General features: G+C 71.1%; 12 protein-coding genes. 9 read left to right on the top strand and 3 right to left on the bottom strand.

Annotated features, from left to right (window positions below):
* Nucleotides 1-186: 186 nt before the first annotated feature.
* The 4 genes from ACGFK0_RS20865 to ACGFK0_RS20850 all read left to right on the top strand — a co-directional run bounded on the left by ACGFK0_RS20865 (nucleotide 187) and on the right by ACGFK0_RS20850 (nucleotide 4,646).
* On the top strand, nucleotides 187-1,485 hold the full coding sequence (locus ACGFK0_RS20865; RefSeq protein ID WP_392906903.1) for an extracellular solute-binding protein: 1,299 nt from the start codon (nucleotides 187-189) through the stop codon (nucleotides 1,483-1,485).
* A complete protein-coding gene (locus tag ACGFK0_RS20860; protein ID WP_392906901.1) occupies nucleotides 1,482-2,471 on the top strand; it encodes a carbohydrate ABC transporter permease in 990 nt (329 codons plus the stop codon). The genes ACGFK0_RS20865 and ACGFK0_RS20860 overlap by 4 nt, the downstream gene beginning before the upstream one ends.
* Nucleotides 2,471-3,301, top strand: coding sequence for a carbohydrate ABC transporter permease (locus ACGFK0_RS20855; protein ID WP_392906899.1), 831 nt, complete (start codon nucleotides 2,471-2,473; stop codon nucleotides 3,299-3,301). The genes ACGFK0_RS20860 and ACGFK0_RS20855 overlap by 1 nt, the downstream gene beginning before the upstream one ends.
* 232 nt (nucleotides 3,302-3,533) lie before the next feature.
* Complete coding sequence (locus tag ACGFK0_RS20850; RefSeq protein WP_392906898.1) at nucleotides 3,534-4,646, top strand: lytic polysaccharide monooxygenase; 1,113 nt, start codon at nucleotides 3,534-3,536, stop codon at nucleotides 4,644-4,646.
* Nucleotides 4,647-4,958: 312 nt separating this feature from the next.
* Here the strand turns inward: ACGFK0_RS20850 and ACGFK0_RS20845 are convergent, their stop codons facing one another.
* A complete protein-coding gene (locus tag ACGFK0_RS20845; protein WP_392906896.1) occupies nucleotides 4,959-6,686 on the bottom strand; it encodes a glycoside hydrolase family 6 protein in 1,728 nt (575 codons plus the stop codon).
* Nucleotides 6,687-7,010: 324 nt separating this feature from the next.
* On the opposite strand from ACGFK0_RS20845, the gene ACGFK0_RS20840 reads away from it, so the two are divergent.
* Both ACGFK0_RS20840 and ACGFK0_RS20835 read left to right on the top strand, forming a co-directional pair.
* Entirely contained in the window at nucleotides 7,011-8,171 is a 1,161-nt protein-coding gene (locus tag ACGFK0_RS20840; protein ID WP_392906895.1) for a substrate-binding domain-containing protein, read from the top strand.
* Between the two features lie 114 nt (nucleotides 8,172-8,285).
* Nucleotides 8,286-11,210 carry a glycoside hydrolase family 48 protein gene (locus tag ACGFK0_RS20835; protein WP_392906893.1) on the top strand — a complete coding sequence of 975 codons (2,925 nt, stop codon included), beginning with the start codon at nucleotides 8,286-8,288 and terminating at the stop codon, nucleotides 11,208-11,210.
* Here the strand turns inward: ACGFK0_RS20835 and ACGFK0_RS20830 are convergent.
* A complete protein-coding gene (locus ACGFK0_RS20830; protein WP_392906892.1) occupies nucleotides 11,200-12,048 on the bottom strand; it encodes an alpha/beta fold hydrolase in 849 nt (282 codons plus the stop codon). The two genes, ACGFK0_RS20835 and ACGFK0_RS20830, sit on opposite strands and share 11 nt — an antisense overlap.
* 49 nt (nucleotides 12,049-12,097) lie before the next feature.
* Between ACGFK0_RS20830 and dinB the strand changes: the two genes are divergently transcribed.
* From dinB to ACGFK0_RS20815, 3 genes are all read left to right on the top strand, one after another.
* Nucleotides 12,098-13,291: a DNA polymerase IV gene (gene dinB / locus ACGFK0_RS20825; protein ID WP_392906890.1), complete on the top strand. Its 1,194-nt coding sequence runs from the start codon at nucleotides 12,098-12,100 to the stop codon at nucleotides 13,289-13,291.
* 148 nt (nucleotides 13,292-13,439) lie between these two features.
* Entirely contained in the window at nucleotides 13,440-14,120 is a 681-nt protein-coding gene (locus ACGFK0_RS20820; RefSeq protein ID WP_392906888.1) for a GntR family transcriptional regulator, read from the top strand.
* A 91-nt stretch (nucleotides 14,121-14,211) separates the two neighbouring features.
* Nucleotides 14,212-15,018, top strand: coding sequence for an SAM-dependent methyltransferase (locus tag ACGFK0_RS20815; RefSeq protein ID WP_392906887.1), 807 nt, complete (start codon nucleotides 14,212-14,214; stop codon nucleotides 15,016-15,018).
* 27 nt (nucleotides 15,019-15,045) lie between these two features.
* On the opposite strand, the gene ACGFK0_RS20810 is transcribed toward ACGFK0_RS20815, so the two are convergent.
* Nucleotides 15,046-15,909: a hypothetical protein gene (locus tag ACGFK0_RS20810; RefSeq protein ID WP_392906886.1), complete on the bottom strand. Its 864-nt coding sequence runs from the start codon at nucleotides 15,907-15,909 to the stop codon at nucleotides 15,046-15,048.
* Nucleotides 15,910-16,115 lie beyond the last annotated feature (206 nt).

Here is a 16,115-nt window from a genome sequence, read left to right as displayed (position 1 = left end):
CCGACGCCGGTAACTCTTCCGCACTTAATTGCGGTCAACCATCGCTCAGGTCTTGACCGCCGGGGGTCTCGTTCTTAGAGTTCCACGGCAACGGAGCCCGAAGACTTTCGAAATGTTTCGAGCGGAACGGATCTCGTTCCCCCCAGCCAGGCCAACGCCCACCACCCCCGGATCCAGGAGACCACCATGGGCATCCCTCACCGATCGCGACGTTCGTTCCTGACCGCAGTCTCTGCGGGAGCCGTGCTGGTCACGGCCGCGCCCATGCTCACCGCCTGCGGCGGGGACGACTCCGGATCGGGCGGCAAGGTCACGATCGAATGGATGAACATCGCGACCACCGAGCCGTCGCAGAGCCTCTTCCCGAAGATCGCCAAGGCCTATGAGGCGCAGCACCCGAACGTCGACATCAAGGCCACCAGCCTGGAGAACGACGCCTACAAGTCGAAGATGACGGCGCTCGTCGCCTCCGGCGACCTGCCCGACATCTACGTGACCTGGGGCGGCGGCGTCCTCAAGCAGCAGATTGACGCCGGCCTGGTCAAGGACATCACCTCCGACGGCGCCAAGGTGCTCGGGACGATGACCGACGTGTCGAAGAAGGCGTACACCTTCGACGGCAAGACCTACGCCGTCCCGTACGACATGGGCATGGTGGGCTTCTGGTACAACAAGAAGCTCTTCAAGGACGCCGGGGTCAGCGGGCCCCCGAAGACCTGGACCGAGTTCATGGACGCCGTCCAGAAGCTCCAGGGGGCCGACATCACCCCCATCGCGCTCGCCGGCAAGGACAAGTGGCCCGGCCACTACTACTGGGCCTACCTCGCGATGCGCATCGGCGGCATGCAGGCGATGCAGCAGGCCGCCCAGTCCAACGACTTCGGCGGCACCGCGTTCATCCAGGCCGGTGAGAAGCTGAAGCAGCTCGCGGACCTCAAGCCCTTCCAGGAGGGCTACCAGAACGCCGGCTACGACACGCCCGGCGGCCACTCCGCCTCCATGGGCGCCGGCAAGACCGCCATGTCGCTGATGGGCCAGTGGGCGCCCGCCGTCATGAAGGACGCCTCCGGCAAGGACCTCGGCGAGGACCTGGGCTGGTTCCCCTTCCCGACCGTCGAGGGCGGCCCGGGCGCCGTGACCGACGTGTTCGGCGGCGGCAACGGGCACGCGGTGAGCAAGGACGCGCCCCCCGAGGCCGTCGACTTCCTGACGTTCCTCATGAACGAGCAGAACGAGCGCGAGTTCGTGACCTCGGGCGCGTTCATGCCGGTCGTCAAGGGCGCCGAGAGCGCGCTGACCGACGAGAACCGCAAGATGGTCGCCGAGGCGCTGAAGGGCTCCACCGGGTTCCAGCTCTACCTGGACCAGGCGTTCCCGCCCGCCGTCGGCGCGGAGGTCAATGACAGCGTCGCCCTGCTCATCGCGGGCAAGAAGTCGGCCCAGGAGGTCGCGCAGACGGTCACCAAGGTGGCCAAGGACCAATGACGCTTTCCGCCACGACCGATGATCGGCCGCGGCACGCCGAACGGGCCCCGCGCAAGCGGGGCCCCAAGGCGTCGGCGGGGAAGCGGCTGCGCGGCTGGCTGTCGAGCACCTGGTTCCTGACGCCCGCACTGCTGCTGTTCGCCTGCTTCGTCCTGATCCCGATCCTGGTCGCCTTCTTCACCAGCTTCTTCAAGTGGGGCGGCTTCGGCTTCCCCGACGAGTTCATCGGCCTGGACAACTACCGGAAGCTGGCCGGCGACGAGGTCTTCCGCGGCGACCTGTGGCGCGCTCTCGTGCTGGTCGTGATGTCGCTGGTCGTCCAGCTGCCGCTCGCCCTCGGCGCCGCCGTCCTGCTCAACCAGAAGATGCGCGGCAGGGCGGTCTACCGGGCGGTCTTCTTCGCGCCCTACATCCTGGCCGAGGTGATCGCCGGTGTGCTGTTCGGCATCATCTTCCTGCCGGGAAGCGGCCTCGCCGACGCCCTCGTCGAGGACCTGCCGCTGCTCGGCGGACTCGCCGGCAAGTGGTTCTCCGACCCCGACACCGCACTGCCCACCCTGATCGCCGTCATGACGTGGAAGTACTTCGGCTTCCACATGATGATCTACCTCGCCGGGCTGCAGGGGATCCCGAAGGAGATCCTGGAGGCCGCGTCGATCGACGGGGCGGGGGCGTGGCGGCGGTTCCGCAGCGTCACACTGCCGCTGCTGGCGCCGACCCTGCGGATCAGCGTGTTCCTGTCCGTCATCGGCTCGATCCAGCTCTTCGACCTCGTGTGGGTCACCACGACTGGCGGGCCGACTCATGCAACGGAGACGATGGCCGTCACCATGTACGAGTTCGGCTTCAAGCGATACCAGATGGGCTACGCCAGCGCGATCAGCGTGGCCATGTTCCTCATCAGCATGGTCTTCTCACTGATGTACCAGCGCTTCGCGCTCCGCCGCGACCTGCAGGGCTCGGTCACCTCCGCGGGAGGCCGCTGATGAGCCGCCAGGCGATCGCGAAGAGCATGTCGCGGCACACGCTGGTCTGGGTCCTCGGCTCGTTCATCGTCGTCCCGCTGCTGTACGCGGTGCTGTCGGGCCTCAAGACCACCGGCGCCCTCTCGTCCGACCCCTTCGGGCTGCCGGACGAGTGGCAGTTCTCGAACTACACCGGCATCCTGTCGTCCGGCGGCTTCTGGCGGCAGATCGCCAACAGCGTGATGATCGCGGTCGGCACCACGCTGATCGCGGTCGCGGTGTCGGCGATGGCGGCGTTCGCGTTCGCCCGCTACGCCTTCCGGGGACGCGAGATCTTCTTCACGGCGTTCGCGGCGGGCCTGATGTTCCCGCCGGCGGTGGCGGTGCTCCCGCTGTTCGTCCTGCTGCGCTCGCTCGGCCTGCTGGACAATCCGCTCGGCGTGATCCTGCCCCAGGCCGCGTTCGCGCTGCCGATCACGATCATCATCCTGCGCTCCTTCTTCCGGACGATCCCGGCGGAGCTGGAGGAGGCGGCGATCATGGACGGCTGCACCCGGTTCGGCTTCTTCTGGCGCATCCTGCTGCCGATGGCGCGACCCGCCATCGGCACCGTGTCGGTCCTCGCCATCGTGACGAGCTGGAACAACTTCTTCCTGCCGCTGCTGGTGCTGGCCGACGAGAAGTGGCACACGATCCCCGTCGGAATCCAGCAGTACCAGGGGCAGTACTCGACGGACTACGCCCTCGTCCTGGCCTACATCGTGCTGGCGATGATCCCCGCCCTCCTCTTCTACGCGGTGGCCGAACGCCAGCTGATCGGAGGTCTCACGGCCGGCGCGACCAAGGGCTGAGCCACCGGGCCCCGGCGCCGGGGTGATCTCCCGGCCCACGGCCGGGGGACAACCAGGCCGCCGGGGTCCATCCGGGCCGGCGATTCGTCCTCGCCCCGGCCCGGCGGCCACCCGCAGGGCACCCTCGGTGAAAGGGCGAGGTGAAAGGGTGAAAGGGCCGTTCACGGGCCTGACCGGCCGGAGTTAGCGTCCGGTTGGGACAGATGTCTCCCGACCCCGTGAACGGAGGACGATGACCACCCCGAGTCGAACCACCCGAAGACGCGCCCCCCGGAAACGCGCGACCCGGAAACGCAAGGCCCTGGTCGCGGGCGCCGTGCTCGGCCCCGCGATGCTGGCCGGTTCCCTGCTGACGGCCGCGCCGGCCGCGGCGCACGGCGCGATGATGGTGCCCGGCAGCCGCACCTACCTGTGCTGGAAGGACGGACTGACCCCGAACGGGCAGATCATCCCGAACAACCCGGCCTGCGCGGCCGCGGTCGCGCAGAGCGGCACGAGCTCGCTCTACAACTGGTTCGCGGTGCTGCGCTCGGACGGCGCCGGCCGCACCAGCGGCTTCATCCCGGACGGTGAGCTGTGCAGCGGCGGCGCGGTCGTCTACGACTTCGGCGGCTACGACCTGCCCCGCGACGACTGGCCGGTCACGCACCTCACGTCCGGCGCGAACCTGCAATTCAGGTACAACAAGTGGGCGGCCCACCCGGGAACGTTCCGCACCTACATCACCAAGGACTCGTGGAGCCCGACGAGCCCGCTGTCCTGGGACGACCTGGAGGCGGAGCCGTTCTACAGCGCCACCGACCCGCCGAGCGTCGGGTCGCCCGGCAACGAGGACGCCTACTACCACTGGGACGCCCGGCTCCCGTCCGGCAAGAGCGGCCGCCACATCATCTACACCGTGTGGGAACGCTCTGACAGCCTCGAGACCTTCTACGGCTGCTCCGACGTCGTCTTCGACGGCGGCAACGGCGAGGTCACCGGGATCGGCGACGGGGACGGGGAGCCGACCGACCCGCCCACCGATCCCCCCGGCGACCCGGGCATGGTCTGCACTGCCGCCTACCGCTCCGTCAACAGCTGGGACGGCGGCTACCAGGGCGAGATCACCGTCACCAACACCGGCACGCTCCCGATCAACGGCTGGACGGCCCACCTCACCTTCGCCAACGGTGAGACGGTCGCGAGCCTCTGGAACGGCACCTACACCCAGTCCGGCCCCGACGTCACCGTCGGCAACGCCGCCTGGAACGGCGCGCTGGACGTGGGCGACACGGCCACGTTCGGGTTCACGGTGAACACGTCCGGCGCGGCGACCGACCTCGACCCGCACTGCATGACCTCATGACCCCGTGACTCATGACCCCGTGACTCATGACCCCGTGACTCATGACCCCGTGACCTCTGGACCCCCATGACCTCCTGATCCCATGATTGCCTGATACGGCACAGCGCACAGAACGGCATTCCGAGCGAAGGCTCCCGACAACAGAACGTGGCCCGCGGCGTCCGGACAGGGGACGCCGCGGGCCGCTTCGTCTCGCCTCCGATACCCTCCTCTCCCGGGAGTCCCTCCCCGGCTCCCGGGTTCCGCGGACAGGGAGAGGCCCCGTGACCGGAGCAGATCACGGGGCCTTTTCCCGGGGTGGCCGGTTACCGGTTACTGGACGGGCGGGTTGGCGTTCCGGAGCAGCTCCTGGAACTGGGCGGAGAACCAGTGGCCGGAGATCGGCGCGTCCGGCAGGGCACCGCTCGGGTTGCCGCCGTTGCGGGGGTTGCCGCCGTACGCGGGATCGCACATCTCGTCGAAGCCCTTGCCCTCGTCGTTCGGGATCTCCTCGCTGGCCCCGTCCGACTCGCCCGGAGGCTTGATCCAGACATAGGCGTCGATGCCCGGCTCGGGCGCCGCCGTCGGCCGCTCACCGAGACCCGCGCCCGACTGGTTGCACCAGTTGCCGAGGTGGAGGCGCCGGTCGGTGCGGCCGCCGTCGACGTAGGCGTCCACATCCGTCGTCGGGCCGGGACCGGTCGGGCGGTCGGCGCCGCCCCAGCCGTTGCGGCTGGTGTCGATGAGCATCCCGATGCCGTCGTCGAAACCGTTGCCGACGAGCTCCTGCCGGTACGCCTGCGCGTACGAAAGCTCGTCGACGTACCGGTTCCAGTCGACCCACGAGGATTGGCGGACGGACGTGCCGTTGACGGAGTCGCTGATGGAGAAGTACGGCTCCGTCAGCGCCCCGTAGTTGGCGGTGTTGGTGATGAAGCCCGTGATGTTGTCGAGTGAACCGGACATCTGGGCGACCTCGGTGAGCAGGTCGGCGGACGAGGAGAAGTTGTCGTCCCAGCCGAGCCAGCCGTGGTGGCCGATGTCGATGTAGTTGTAGACGTTCGGAATGGCGCCGAGCTCCTGCAGCGCGTAGGCGATGCCCTTCTGGTAGTTGCCGTTCGCCAGCATCTCGTTGCAGTTCTCGGTGGCGACGTCCCCGTCGCCGACGTTGGTGATGAGGTTCGGCAGCGAGTCGAGCTCCACGACCGTGACGATCCGCAGGCCGGCGTACTTCTCGTCGCCGAGGATGTCCGCGATCGGGTCGATGAACTCGGTCTTGTACCTGTCGATCTCGTCCGGGCCGAGCTCGCCGTTGGACGCGAGCGCCGCGCAGTCGCGTCCGGGCAGGTTGTAGACGACGACCTGGACCAGGTCGTCGCCCTGGTCGAGCGCGGTGTCGAGATGGTCGCGCAGGCCCATTTTGCCGCCCGCACCCTCGATCGCCGCGATCCGGTCCATCCACACACCGGTCGGCTCGTCGGCGATCGCGTCGCCGCCGGGCTCGGCGGCGGCGTTGGCCGCCCACTGCGGGTTCACGTACACCTCTGCCCCGGCGTACGGGTTGTCGGCCCGGTCACCGGGCGGGTCGGTCGGCGGGTCGGTGGTCGGCGGGTCGGTCGGTTCCGTCGACCCGGTGCAGAGGACGCCGTTCAGAGTGAACTCGGAGGGCGCCTGGTTGCTGCCCGAATAGGTGGCCTGGAAGCCCGGGCCGGCCGTCGCGCCGGTGCCGAGCGTGCTGCTCCAGCTCGGGTTCGTCACCGTGACGTGGCTGCCGGACTGCGCGAACGTCCCGCTCCAGCCCGAGGTCACCTGCTGGTTGCCGGCGAAGTCCCACTCCAGCGTCCAGCCGCCGGTGATCGGGTCGCCGAGGTTGGTGACCGAGACGGTGGCGGTGAAGCCGCTGTCCCACGAGTTGGCGGTGTAGTCGACCTTGCAGCCGGCGGCGGCGCTGGCCTGGGCCTGGCCCAGCGCGACCGTGCCTGAGGCGAGCAGGAGAGCGGCCGACGCGGCCGCGATGCCGCGGCGGGCGCCGCGTCTCCTGCGCACTGGGGGGTGTTTCATCCGGTGTCCTCCTCTGGTTGGGCGGATGTCTTCCGGTCGGGGCTCTCGCTACTGTGCGTTCGGCCTTGGGAGCGCTCCCACTCCTGGACTGACGGTGAACGTAGAACGCCCCGGCTTAGGAGGAGAAGGCTTGTTTCATTACTTTCACGAATTTTCACCGCCCCTCGCGCGCGCGGTGAGGGACTCGGGGCCCGGGCCGAATCGGTCGCCCGGCGGCCCTTGACACGGCAGGCGTCCGAACGGATTCTTGGGAGCGCTCCCACTACTCCCCGACCCGGCCTCACCCCCCGCACGGCCGGGAACCCCCGAAGGGAGTGCCGAAGCGTGACCGTCACCCACCCCCCAGAAGACCCCGTCCTCCCGAAAGACCCCGCCTACCCGCGAGACGCCGCCTACCCGCGAGACGCCGCCTACCCGCGAGACGCCGCCTACCCGGAAGACCCCGCCTGTCCGAAAGACCCCTCCAAGGACCCCGCCCTCCCCGACCGCCGCCCCCCGACCCTCGCCCACGTCGCGCAGCTCGCCGGAGTCTCCCCGGCGACCGCGTCCCGCGTCCTCAACGGCTCCGCCAGGGTCAGCCGGACCGCCCGGCTCCAGGTCGAGGCGGCCGTCGAACGGCTCGGCTACGTCCGCCGCCGGACCGGCCCCCCCGACCGCGTCTCGTCCGGGACGATCGCCGCCGTCGTGTGCGAGGACGGCTGCCGCGCCATCGGCGACCCGTATTTCGCGCGCCTGCTGTGGGGCGTGCGGCGGGAACTCGCCGGCCGCGCGCCGCTCGTCGTCCTCATGGCCGGCCGCGCGGAGGAGTGGCGCGCCACCACCGGCTACCTGCGCGGCGGGCAGGCCGAGGGCGTCCTGCTCGTCGGCGCCCGCCGCGCCCACCTCGCGCCGCTGGTGCAGGCGGCCGCCGGGGCCCCGGTCGTGCTGGCCGGGCGGCCCCTGGAGGAGGTGGCCCTGCCGTACGTCGACGTCGACAACTTCGGCGGGGCGCAGGCCGCCGTCCGGCATCTGCTCGCCTCCGGCCGCCGCCGGATCGGCACCATCGCCGGCCCCGCCGACATGGGCGCCGGCGTCGACCGGCTGGCCGGCTACCGGCTCGCCGTGCAGGAGGCCGGGATGGGCGTCAACGGGCTGGTCTGCCAGGGCGACTTCGGGCGGCTGTCCGGTGAGCGGGCGATGCGCCGGCTGCTGGAACGCCGCCCGGACCTCGACGCCGTCCTCGCCGCGTCCGACCAGATGGCGGTCGGCGCCCTCAGCGCGCTGCGCCGCGCCGGGCGGCGCGTCCCCGACGACGTCGCCGTCGTCGGGTTCGACGACGCGCCGGTCGCCCGGCAGGTCCGCCCCCGGCTGACGACCGTCCAGCAGCCGGCCGAGGACCTCGGCGCCCGGCTGGCCCGCGAACTGCGGGCCTGCACCGGCGGCCGGCCCGCCGGCGAGCGCGCCGTCGTGCTCCGCACCAAGTTGATCATCCGAGAGTCCGGCTGACACTTCCCGGACCGGTGCGCCCCCGGGCGCGACCACCCGAACGCCATCGCCGGACTCCGCCGGTGGTGGAGCCCGGTATGCCCGGACTCGGGCACGCTAGGAAGGAACGAAGGCGTGAGAAGACGGCAACGATGGCGCGCGTTCACCGCCGTGAGCGCCGCGCTGACCCTCCTCTGCGGCGGCCTGGGCGCCATGGTGCCCGCGCAGGCCGCCGCGGCGTCCTGCAAGGTCGTCTATGAGAAGAACGACTGGGGCAGCGGCTTCACGGCGAACATCGGCATCACCAACCAGGGCGACCCGGTCGACGGCTGGGAACTGGTCTACTCCTACTCCGGGAACCAGCGGCTGACCAGCGGCTGGTCGGGCCGGTGGTCGCAGTCCGGCTCCGAGGTCACCGTCCGGAACGAGAGCTGGAACGGGTCCCTGGCCACGGGCGCGACGGTCAGCGTGGGCGCGCAGTTCACCTACAGCGGGACGAACGCCGACCCCACCTCCTTCACCCTGAACGGCACGCCCTGCAACGAGAGCGCCCCCGCCCCGACGGTCGTGCTGACCAGCCCGTCCGCCGGTGCGACGTACTCCGTGGGCGCCTCGGTGCCGCTGGCGGCGACCGCCGAGGCCGCGGACGGCGGGTCCATCGCCAAGGTCGAGTTCTTCAACCAGGACGGGCTGCTCGCGGAGGCCGACACCTCCGCCCCCTACAGCCTGGACTGGACGCCCTCCGAGGCGGGCGACTACTCGGTCTACGCCAGGGCGACCGACGGCAACGGCGCGACCGCCGAGTCGACGCCGGTCGGCATCACCGTGACCGCGGAGGCGAGCGTCGTGGCGAGCCCGGCGGCGCTGACCGTCGCGCAGGGCGCCACCGCCGCGTACGGCGTGAAGCTCACCGAGGCGCCGTCCGCGAACGTGACCGTGACGACCACCCGCACCGCGGGCAACAGCGGCCTGTCGGTCACCGGCGGCGGGACGCTCACGTTCACGCCGCAGAACTGGTCCACCGCGCAGAACGTGGAGATCACCGCGAACGACACCGGGACCGGCACGGCGACGTTCACCTCGACCGCGCCCGGCTACGCGGACGCCGAGGTGACCGCGACGCAGGTGGAGACCGGCGGCGGCACCTACACCCAGCGGTTCCTCGACCAGTACAACAAGATCAAGGACCCGGCGAACGGGTACTTCAGCCCCGAGGGCATCCCGTACCACTCGGTCGAGACGTTCATGATCGAGGCGCCGGACCACGGGCACGAGACCACGTCGGAGGCCTACAGCTACCTCATCTGGCTGGAGGCCATGTACGGCAAGGTCACGCAGAACTGGGAGCCGTTCAACGACTCCTGGGCGCTGATGGAGAGATACATGATCCCCACCAGCGAGGACCAGCCGACGAACTCCTTCTACGACCCGTCCTCGCCCGCCACGTACGCCTCCGAGCACCCCGAGCCGAGCGACTACCCGTCGGCGATCGACGACGGCGTCCCCACCGGGCAGGACCCGATCGCGGCCGAACTGGAGTCCGCCTACGGGACCGACGACATCTACGGCATGCACTGGCTGCAGGACGTGGACAACGTCTACGGCTACGGCAACACGCCGGGCGGCGGCTGTGAGGAGGGCCCCGGCGCCGACGGTCCCTCGTACATCAACACCTACCAGCGCGGCTCCCAGGAGTCGGTGTTCGAGACCGTCCCGCAGCCGACGTGCGACAGGTTCGCCTACGGCGGCACGAACGGGTTCCTCGACCTGTTCATCGACGACGACTCCTACGCCGAGCAGTGGAAGTTCACCAACGCGCCGGACGCCGACGCGCGCGCCATCCAGGCCGCGTACTGGGCGAACGTCTGGGCGGAGGACCAGGGCAAGACCGGCGAGATCTCGGCCACCGTCGCGAAGGCGGGCAAGATGGGGGACTATCTGCGCTACGCGTTCTTCGACAAGTACTTCAAGCAGATCGGCAACTGCTACCCGGCCTCCTCCTGCCCCGGCGGGACGGGCAAGGACAGCGCGCACTACCTGCTGTCCTGGTACTACGCGTGGGGCGGCGCCCTGGACTCCAGCGCCGGCTGGTCCTGGCGCATCGGTGACGGCGCGTCGCACTTCGGGTACCAGAACCCCCTCGCCGCGTGGGCGCTGGTGAACGACCCGGCCCTCGCACCGGAGGGCGCGACGGCCAAGGCCGACTGGGAGACCAGCCTCACCCGGCAGCTGCAGCTCTACAAGTGGCTGCAGTCCGCCGAGGGCGGGATCGCCGGCGGGGTCACCAACAGCTGGGAGGGCAGCTACAGCGCGCCGCCCTCCGATCTGACGAAGTTCTTCGGCATGGCCTACGACTGGCAGCCCGTCTACCACGACCCGCCGAGCAACCAGTGGTTCGGGTTCCAGGCGTGGTCGATGGAACGCGTCGCCGAGCTGTACCAGGTCACCGGCAACGCCGACGCCAAGGCGATCCTCGACAAGTGGGTCGACTGGGCGCTGTCGGAGACGACGGTCGACCCGTCCACCGGCAGCATCCAGATCCCGTCCACGATGACGTGGTCCGGGACACCGGACGCGAACTGGTCGTCGGCGACGGGCATGCCTCCGGCCAACACCGGGCTGCACGTCACGGTGGAGAACCACACCGACGACGTCGGCGTCAGCGCCGCGTACGCCAAGACCCTGACGTACTATGCGGCCAGGTCCGGTGACGAGGACGCCAGGCGGACCGCCAAGGATCTCCTCGACGCGCTGTGGCGGCACACCGACGGCAAGGGCGTCGCGGTGGAGGAGACCAAGGGCGACTATGACCGCGTCAACGACCCGGTCTACATCCCGCCCGGCTGGACGGGGACCATGCCGAACGGCGACCCCGTCAACTCGGAGTCGACGTTCATGTCCATCCGCTCCTTCTACGAGGACGACCCCGACTTCGAGCGGGTCTGGGCCTACGCCAACGGCACCAGCTCCACCGAGCCGGTGTTCACCTACCACCGGTTCTGGGCGCAGGCCGACATCGCACTCGCGATGGCGGACTACGGCCGGCTCTTCAACGAGTGACCCCCCGGGGCCCGCGGCGGGCGACCCCCGCCGCGGGCCCCTCCAGGGCGGCGAACGCGGAAAGGGCCCCGGCGAGCAGCGCCGGGTCCTCCATCATCGCCATATGTCCCTGACCGGGAAGGACGGCGACGTCCGCGCCCGGGATCAGCTCGGCGATCGCCTCGGCCGCCGGCCGCTGGTACGCCGGACTCCGTTCCCCGACGAGCAGCCGGACGGGCACCCCGATGCCGGCGAACCGGCCGCACTCCTCGATCCGTCCCACGCTCTCCGTCTCCCGCAGGAGCGGGGGCGCGTTCTCCAGGGACGTCCGCCAGAACCGCCGGGCACCCCGCAGCGCGTCCACCTGCTTGGGGGACAGCCGGATCACCTCGCGCAGGACGGTTTCGAGCAGCCGCTCGTAGTCCTCCTCGCCGGCGAAGGCGCGGAGCCGCTCCATCGCCTCCGGTGAGGCGACCTCACGCCACGGCGAAGTGACCGGCGGCTCGTAGAGGATGATCCGCCCGATCGCATCGGTGTGCGGCGCCGCGTTCAGCGAGCACAGCGCACCGTAGGAGTGGCCGACGAGGAACACGTCCCGTCCCGCCGCCTCGACCACGGCCGCGACGTCCTCGCCCTCGCGCGCGAGCGCGTACGGGCCGCCCTCCCGCATGCTGAGGCCCCGCCCGCGCCGGTCCATCACGTGCACGGTGAACCGCTCGGCGAGTTCCGGCACCAGCGGCGCCCAGGAGCGCCCGTCGACCGCGGCGCCGTGGACGAGGACCATGGGCGGCCCCTCGCCGAAGACCCTGAACCCGATGACGCTGCCGTCCGCCGACTCGGCGTACCGCCCTTCGTCCATCCCCGGAGGGTACAGCGACGCACGGCACAGACTATGCGAACATATGTTCGTGTCCGGTAGCGCCACGATCCTTCACGCCGACCTGGACGCGTTCTACGCGTCGGTCGAGCAGCGCGACGATCCCGGCCTGCGGGGACGGCCGGTGATCGTCGGGTCGGGCGTCGTGCTGGCGGCCAGCTACGAGGCCAAGGCGCACGGCGTCCGCACCGCGATGAGCGGCGGCCAGGCCAGGCGGCTCTGCCCGCGCGCGATCGTCGTCCGGCCCCGCATGAGCGCCTACACCGAGGCGAGCAAGGCGGTGTTCGCCGTGTTCCGCGCCACGACGCCGCTGGTGGAGGGCCTGTCGATCGACGAGGCGTTCCTCGACGCGGACGGGCTGCGCCGGCCGCCCGCGGACGTCGCCGCGCGGCTGCGCCGGGAGGTCGCCGAGGAGGTGGGGCTGCCGATCACGGTCGGGGTGGCGCGCACCAAGTTCCTCGCCAAGGTCGCCAGCGGCGTCGCCAAATCCGACGGGCTGCTGGTGGTGCCGCCGGACGGGGAGGCGGAGTTCCTGCGTCCCCTCCCGGTGCGGCGGCTGTGGGGGGTCGGCGGGGCCACCGCCGCCAAGCTCGCCGGGTACGGCGTCACGACGGTCGGGGACGTGGCGGACATGCCGGAGGCCACGCTGGTGTCGCTGCTCGGCCCCGGCGCCGGCCGTCACCTGCACGCGCTGGCGCGCAACCGCGACCCGCGGCCGGTGCGCACCGGGGTCCGGCGCCGCTCGATGGGCGCGCAGCGGGCGCTGGGACGCCGCCGGCGGTCCCCCGAGGAGCTGGACGCGATGCTCGTCGGCCTCGCCGACCGCCTCGGGGGCAGGCTGCGGGCGGCCCGGCGGGTGTGCCGGACGGTCACGCTCCGGCTCCGGTTCGGCGACTTCGCCCGCGCCACCCGCTCGCACACGCTGCCGCAGGCCACCGCCGAGACGCCGCAGATCCTGGCCGCGGCGAGGGCCCTGCTCGCCGCCGCCGCACCCATGATCGAGAGCCGCGGCCTGACCCTGATCGGCGTCTCGCTCGGCAATCTGCACGACGACCGGGCCGTCCAGCTCGCGCTCCCGTTCGAGGGGTCGCCCTTCGTCGAGCAGGGCGGCGCCGTCGACCAGGCGGTCGACGGCGTCCGCGGCCGCTTCGGCTCGGCCGCGATCACCCGCGCCGTCCTGCTCGGCCGCGACCAGGGGGCGTCCGTCCCGATGCTCCCCGACTGACCGGGGCCGGCCCGGCCCCCACCCTGCCCCCGCCCTGCTCCCCGTCTCTTCCTTCCGTTCCCTCCCGTGCTCGCGGTCGGCGAGAATGATGGGCCGGCACGGGGATCGCGAACGACCGGGGGTTCGGCCCAAGGATGAGGAGAACCGGGTGAGTTCCGCGAGGAAGCAGGACCGGACCAGAGAGAGCAAGGTCGAGTTCTGCTACGGACTGCTGCGGTCGCGCATCCTGGAGGGCACCTACGTGCCCGGATACCGGCTGGTCATCAACCAGCTCGCCCAGGAGACCGGGGTCAGCACGATCCCGCTGCGCGAGGCGCTGCGCCGCCTGCAGTCCGACGGGCTCGTGGAACTGGTGCGCAACGTCGGCGCCCGCGTCGCGGTGTTCGACGCCGCGCAGGTGGAGCACACCCTGCAGATCCTGGCCCGGCTGGAGGGCTACGCCACCGCGATCTCCGCCCCGCACATGACCGCCGCGGCGGTCGGCCGCTCCCGCGCGATCAACGAGCGCATGATCGAGGCGCTGGAGGCGTTCGACCCCACCGCGTTCACCGCGCTCAACCGCGAGTTCCACTTCTCGATCTACGAGCACTGCCCGGACGCGCATCTGCGGTCCCTGGTGGAGGCCGAGTGGACGCGCCTGGACCACATGCGCCGCCCCGCGTCCGGCTATGCCCCCGGCCGGGCCCGCCGCTCGGTGGCCGAGCACGGGCGGATCCTCGACCTCATCTCCGGGCACGCCGGCCCGGACGAGATCGAGCGCGCCGCCTGCGCCCACAAGAACGCCACCGCCGGCGCCGTGCACGGCGGCCCCGCCGTATCGCACAAGTGATCGCCGTATCGCACGAGTGATCCGCCGGGGCCTGGCAGGCCCGGTTCGCACTTCATGAGACGATCGTCCCCCGGGGACGAATGGAGTCGCGATGGCCGATGAGGGGTGGTCGCCCGCCGGCGTCGATCTGACGACGCCCAACACGGCACGGATCTACGACTACCTTCTCGGCGGCAAGGACAACTACGCCGCCGACCGCGAGGTCGCCGAACAGCTGATCGAGGTCATCCCGGAGGCGCGGATGGCGGCGCGGGAGAACCACGCCTTCATCGGGCGCGCGGTCCGCTTCCTGGCCGGTGAGGGCGTCCGCCAGTTCATCGACATCGGCACCAAGCTGCCCGCGCGCGGGAACGTCCACGAGGTCGCCGCCGAGGTCGCGCCGGACGCGACGGTCGTGTTCGCCGACGGCGACCCCGTCGTCCTGGCGCACGCCAGGGCACTGCTCGCCGGGACGCCGCGCACGGCCGCCGTCCAGTGCGACCCGCACCGTCCCGAGGCCGTCGCCGCCGACCCGGAGGTCCGCGAGTTCATCGACTTCGAGCGGCCGGTGGCGTGCGTGCTCGACCGGGTCCTGCACTTCATCGGCGACACCGCCGAGGCGGCCGCCGCCGTCCGGCGCCTCCACGACGCGCTGCCGCCGGGCAGCCACCTGGTGTTCACGCACATCACCCAGGACCCGGAACCGGAGTCGGGCGGCGACGTCGGCGAGGTTTTCAAGCCGACCAGCGGTCACTTCTGGGGCCGGAGCCGCGCCGAGATCCTCGAGATCGTCGGATGCTTCGACCTCGTCGAACCGGGCCTGACCTACACCTCGCAGTGGCGGCCCGACCCCTCCCGCCCGGCGGAAGCGCACCCGGAACGCACCTTCACCCTGGCGGGCGTCGGCCGCCGCCGCTGACGGGCGCGCTCACGGCGACGGGCACGTTCACCCGGCGAGCCTGTTCAGCAGCCTTCTCGTCCTGGCGGCCAGCCCGGGGGACGCGCCCGGCCCCTCGGAAGCGAGGCCGGCGGCGTCGTGGACCCAGCCCTGGTGGGTGCGGCCGGTGACCCGCAGGTGCACGACCGGGGTGTAGGAGCCCGCCCGGATGCCCTCGTAGCCGTGCCGCACGATCGAGTGGTAGATGTCGTCGGACACGACCAGCGCCAGCGGGGCGCCGGTGCGCCGCAGCGCGTTCTTCGTCGCCGGCGAGTCCAGCAGCCGGAAGGCGACGTCGAGGGCCTCTCCGAAATTGCCGCGGCCGTCATTGTGCACCTCTCCGGCGTGCACGACGACGCGAATGCGAATTCGCCGGTCGCCGCCCGGAGCGATCATCGGACCCGAATTGTATTCGGCCAGCAGGGCCGACAAGACCGGCACGACCGGATACAGCAGCAGCGTTTTGGGGACCTCGTCGTGAGGATGGACGAGAACGAGCATCCCGTCGCCCCGGTCGACATACGCCTCGCGGTGGCCCTCCTCGATTCCGGACCGGTTGAACGCCTCTTCCAGCAGCCTGTAGAGCACCCGCCTCAGTTCGGCCTTCACCGCGTCGGTGCGGGCGGTCGAGCCCTCGATGTCCACCGCCAGGATGGTGCGGTAGCGCGGCCGGAGCCGGGCCCGTTCGACGACCGGGAGCCGCGGGCCGGAAGCGTCGACGAGCACGGGCGGCCGGGCCGCCGCGCGCGTCCCGCCCGCCGCTCTGCCCGCCGCCGTGCCCGCCGCCGTGGCGACCATCGTGATCGGTGCCGCTTCCGAGGCCGTGCCCGGCTCGGCCCCCGGTCGCGTCCACCCGGCCGTTTCCTGTTTCATTTCCCCCGTGCCCCTTTCCCCGAAGTCCCATCATCGCCGAAACGATCCTTGCAGTGCGCGATCGGATCGGCAATCGAGGTGTTCCCGGTGGCGGCCCCGGGTTTTCCCGGTAAATGTGAATTCCCTTCAGTGGGCGGCGATAGGAGCTTGAAAAGGAGCCGTTCACGGATTCTGCACGCGTGTCAAGGGGAACGCGTCCCGGATGA

The organism is Spirillospora sp. NPDC048823 (assembly GCF_043198445.1).
Taxonomy (GTDB): domain Bacteria; phylum Actinomycetota; class Actinomycetes; order Streptosporangiales; family Streptosporangiaceae; genus Spirillospora.
Note: the sequence above shows the minus strand (reverse complement) of the source record. Positions and strands in the feature narration are given on the sequence as shown.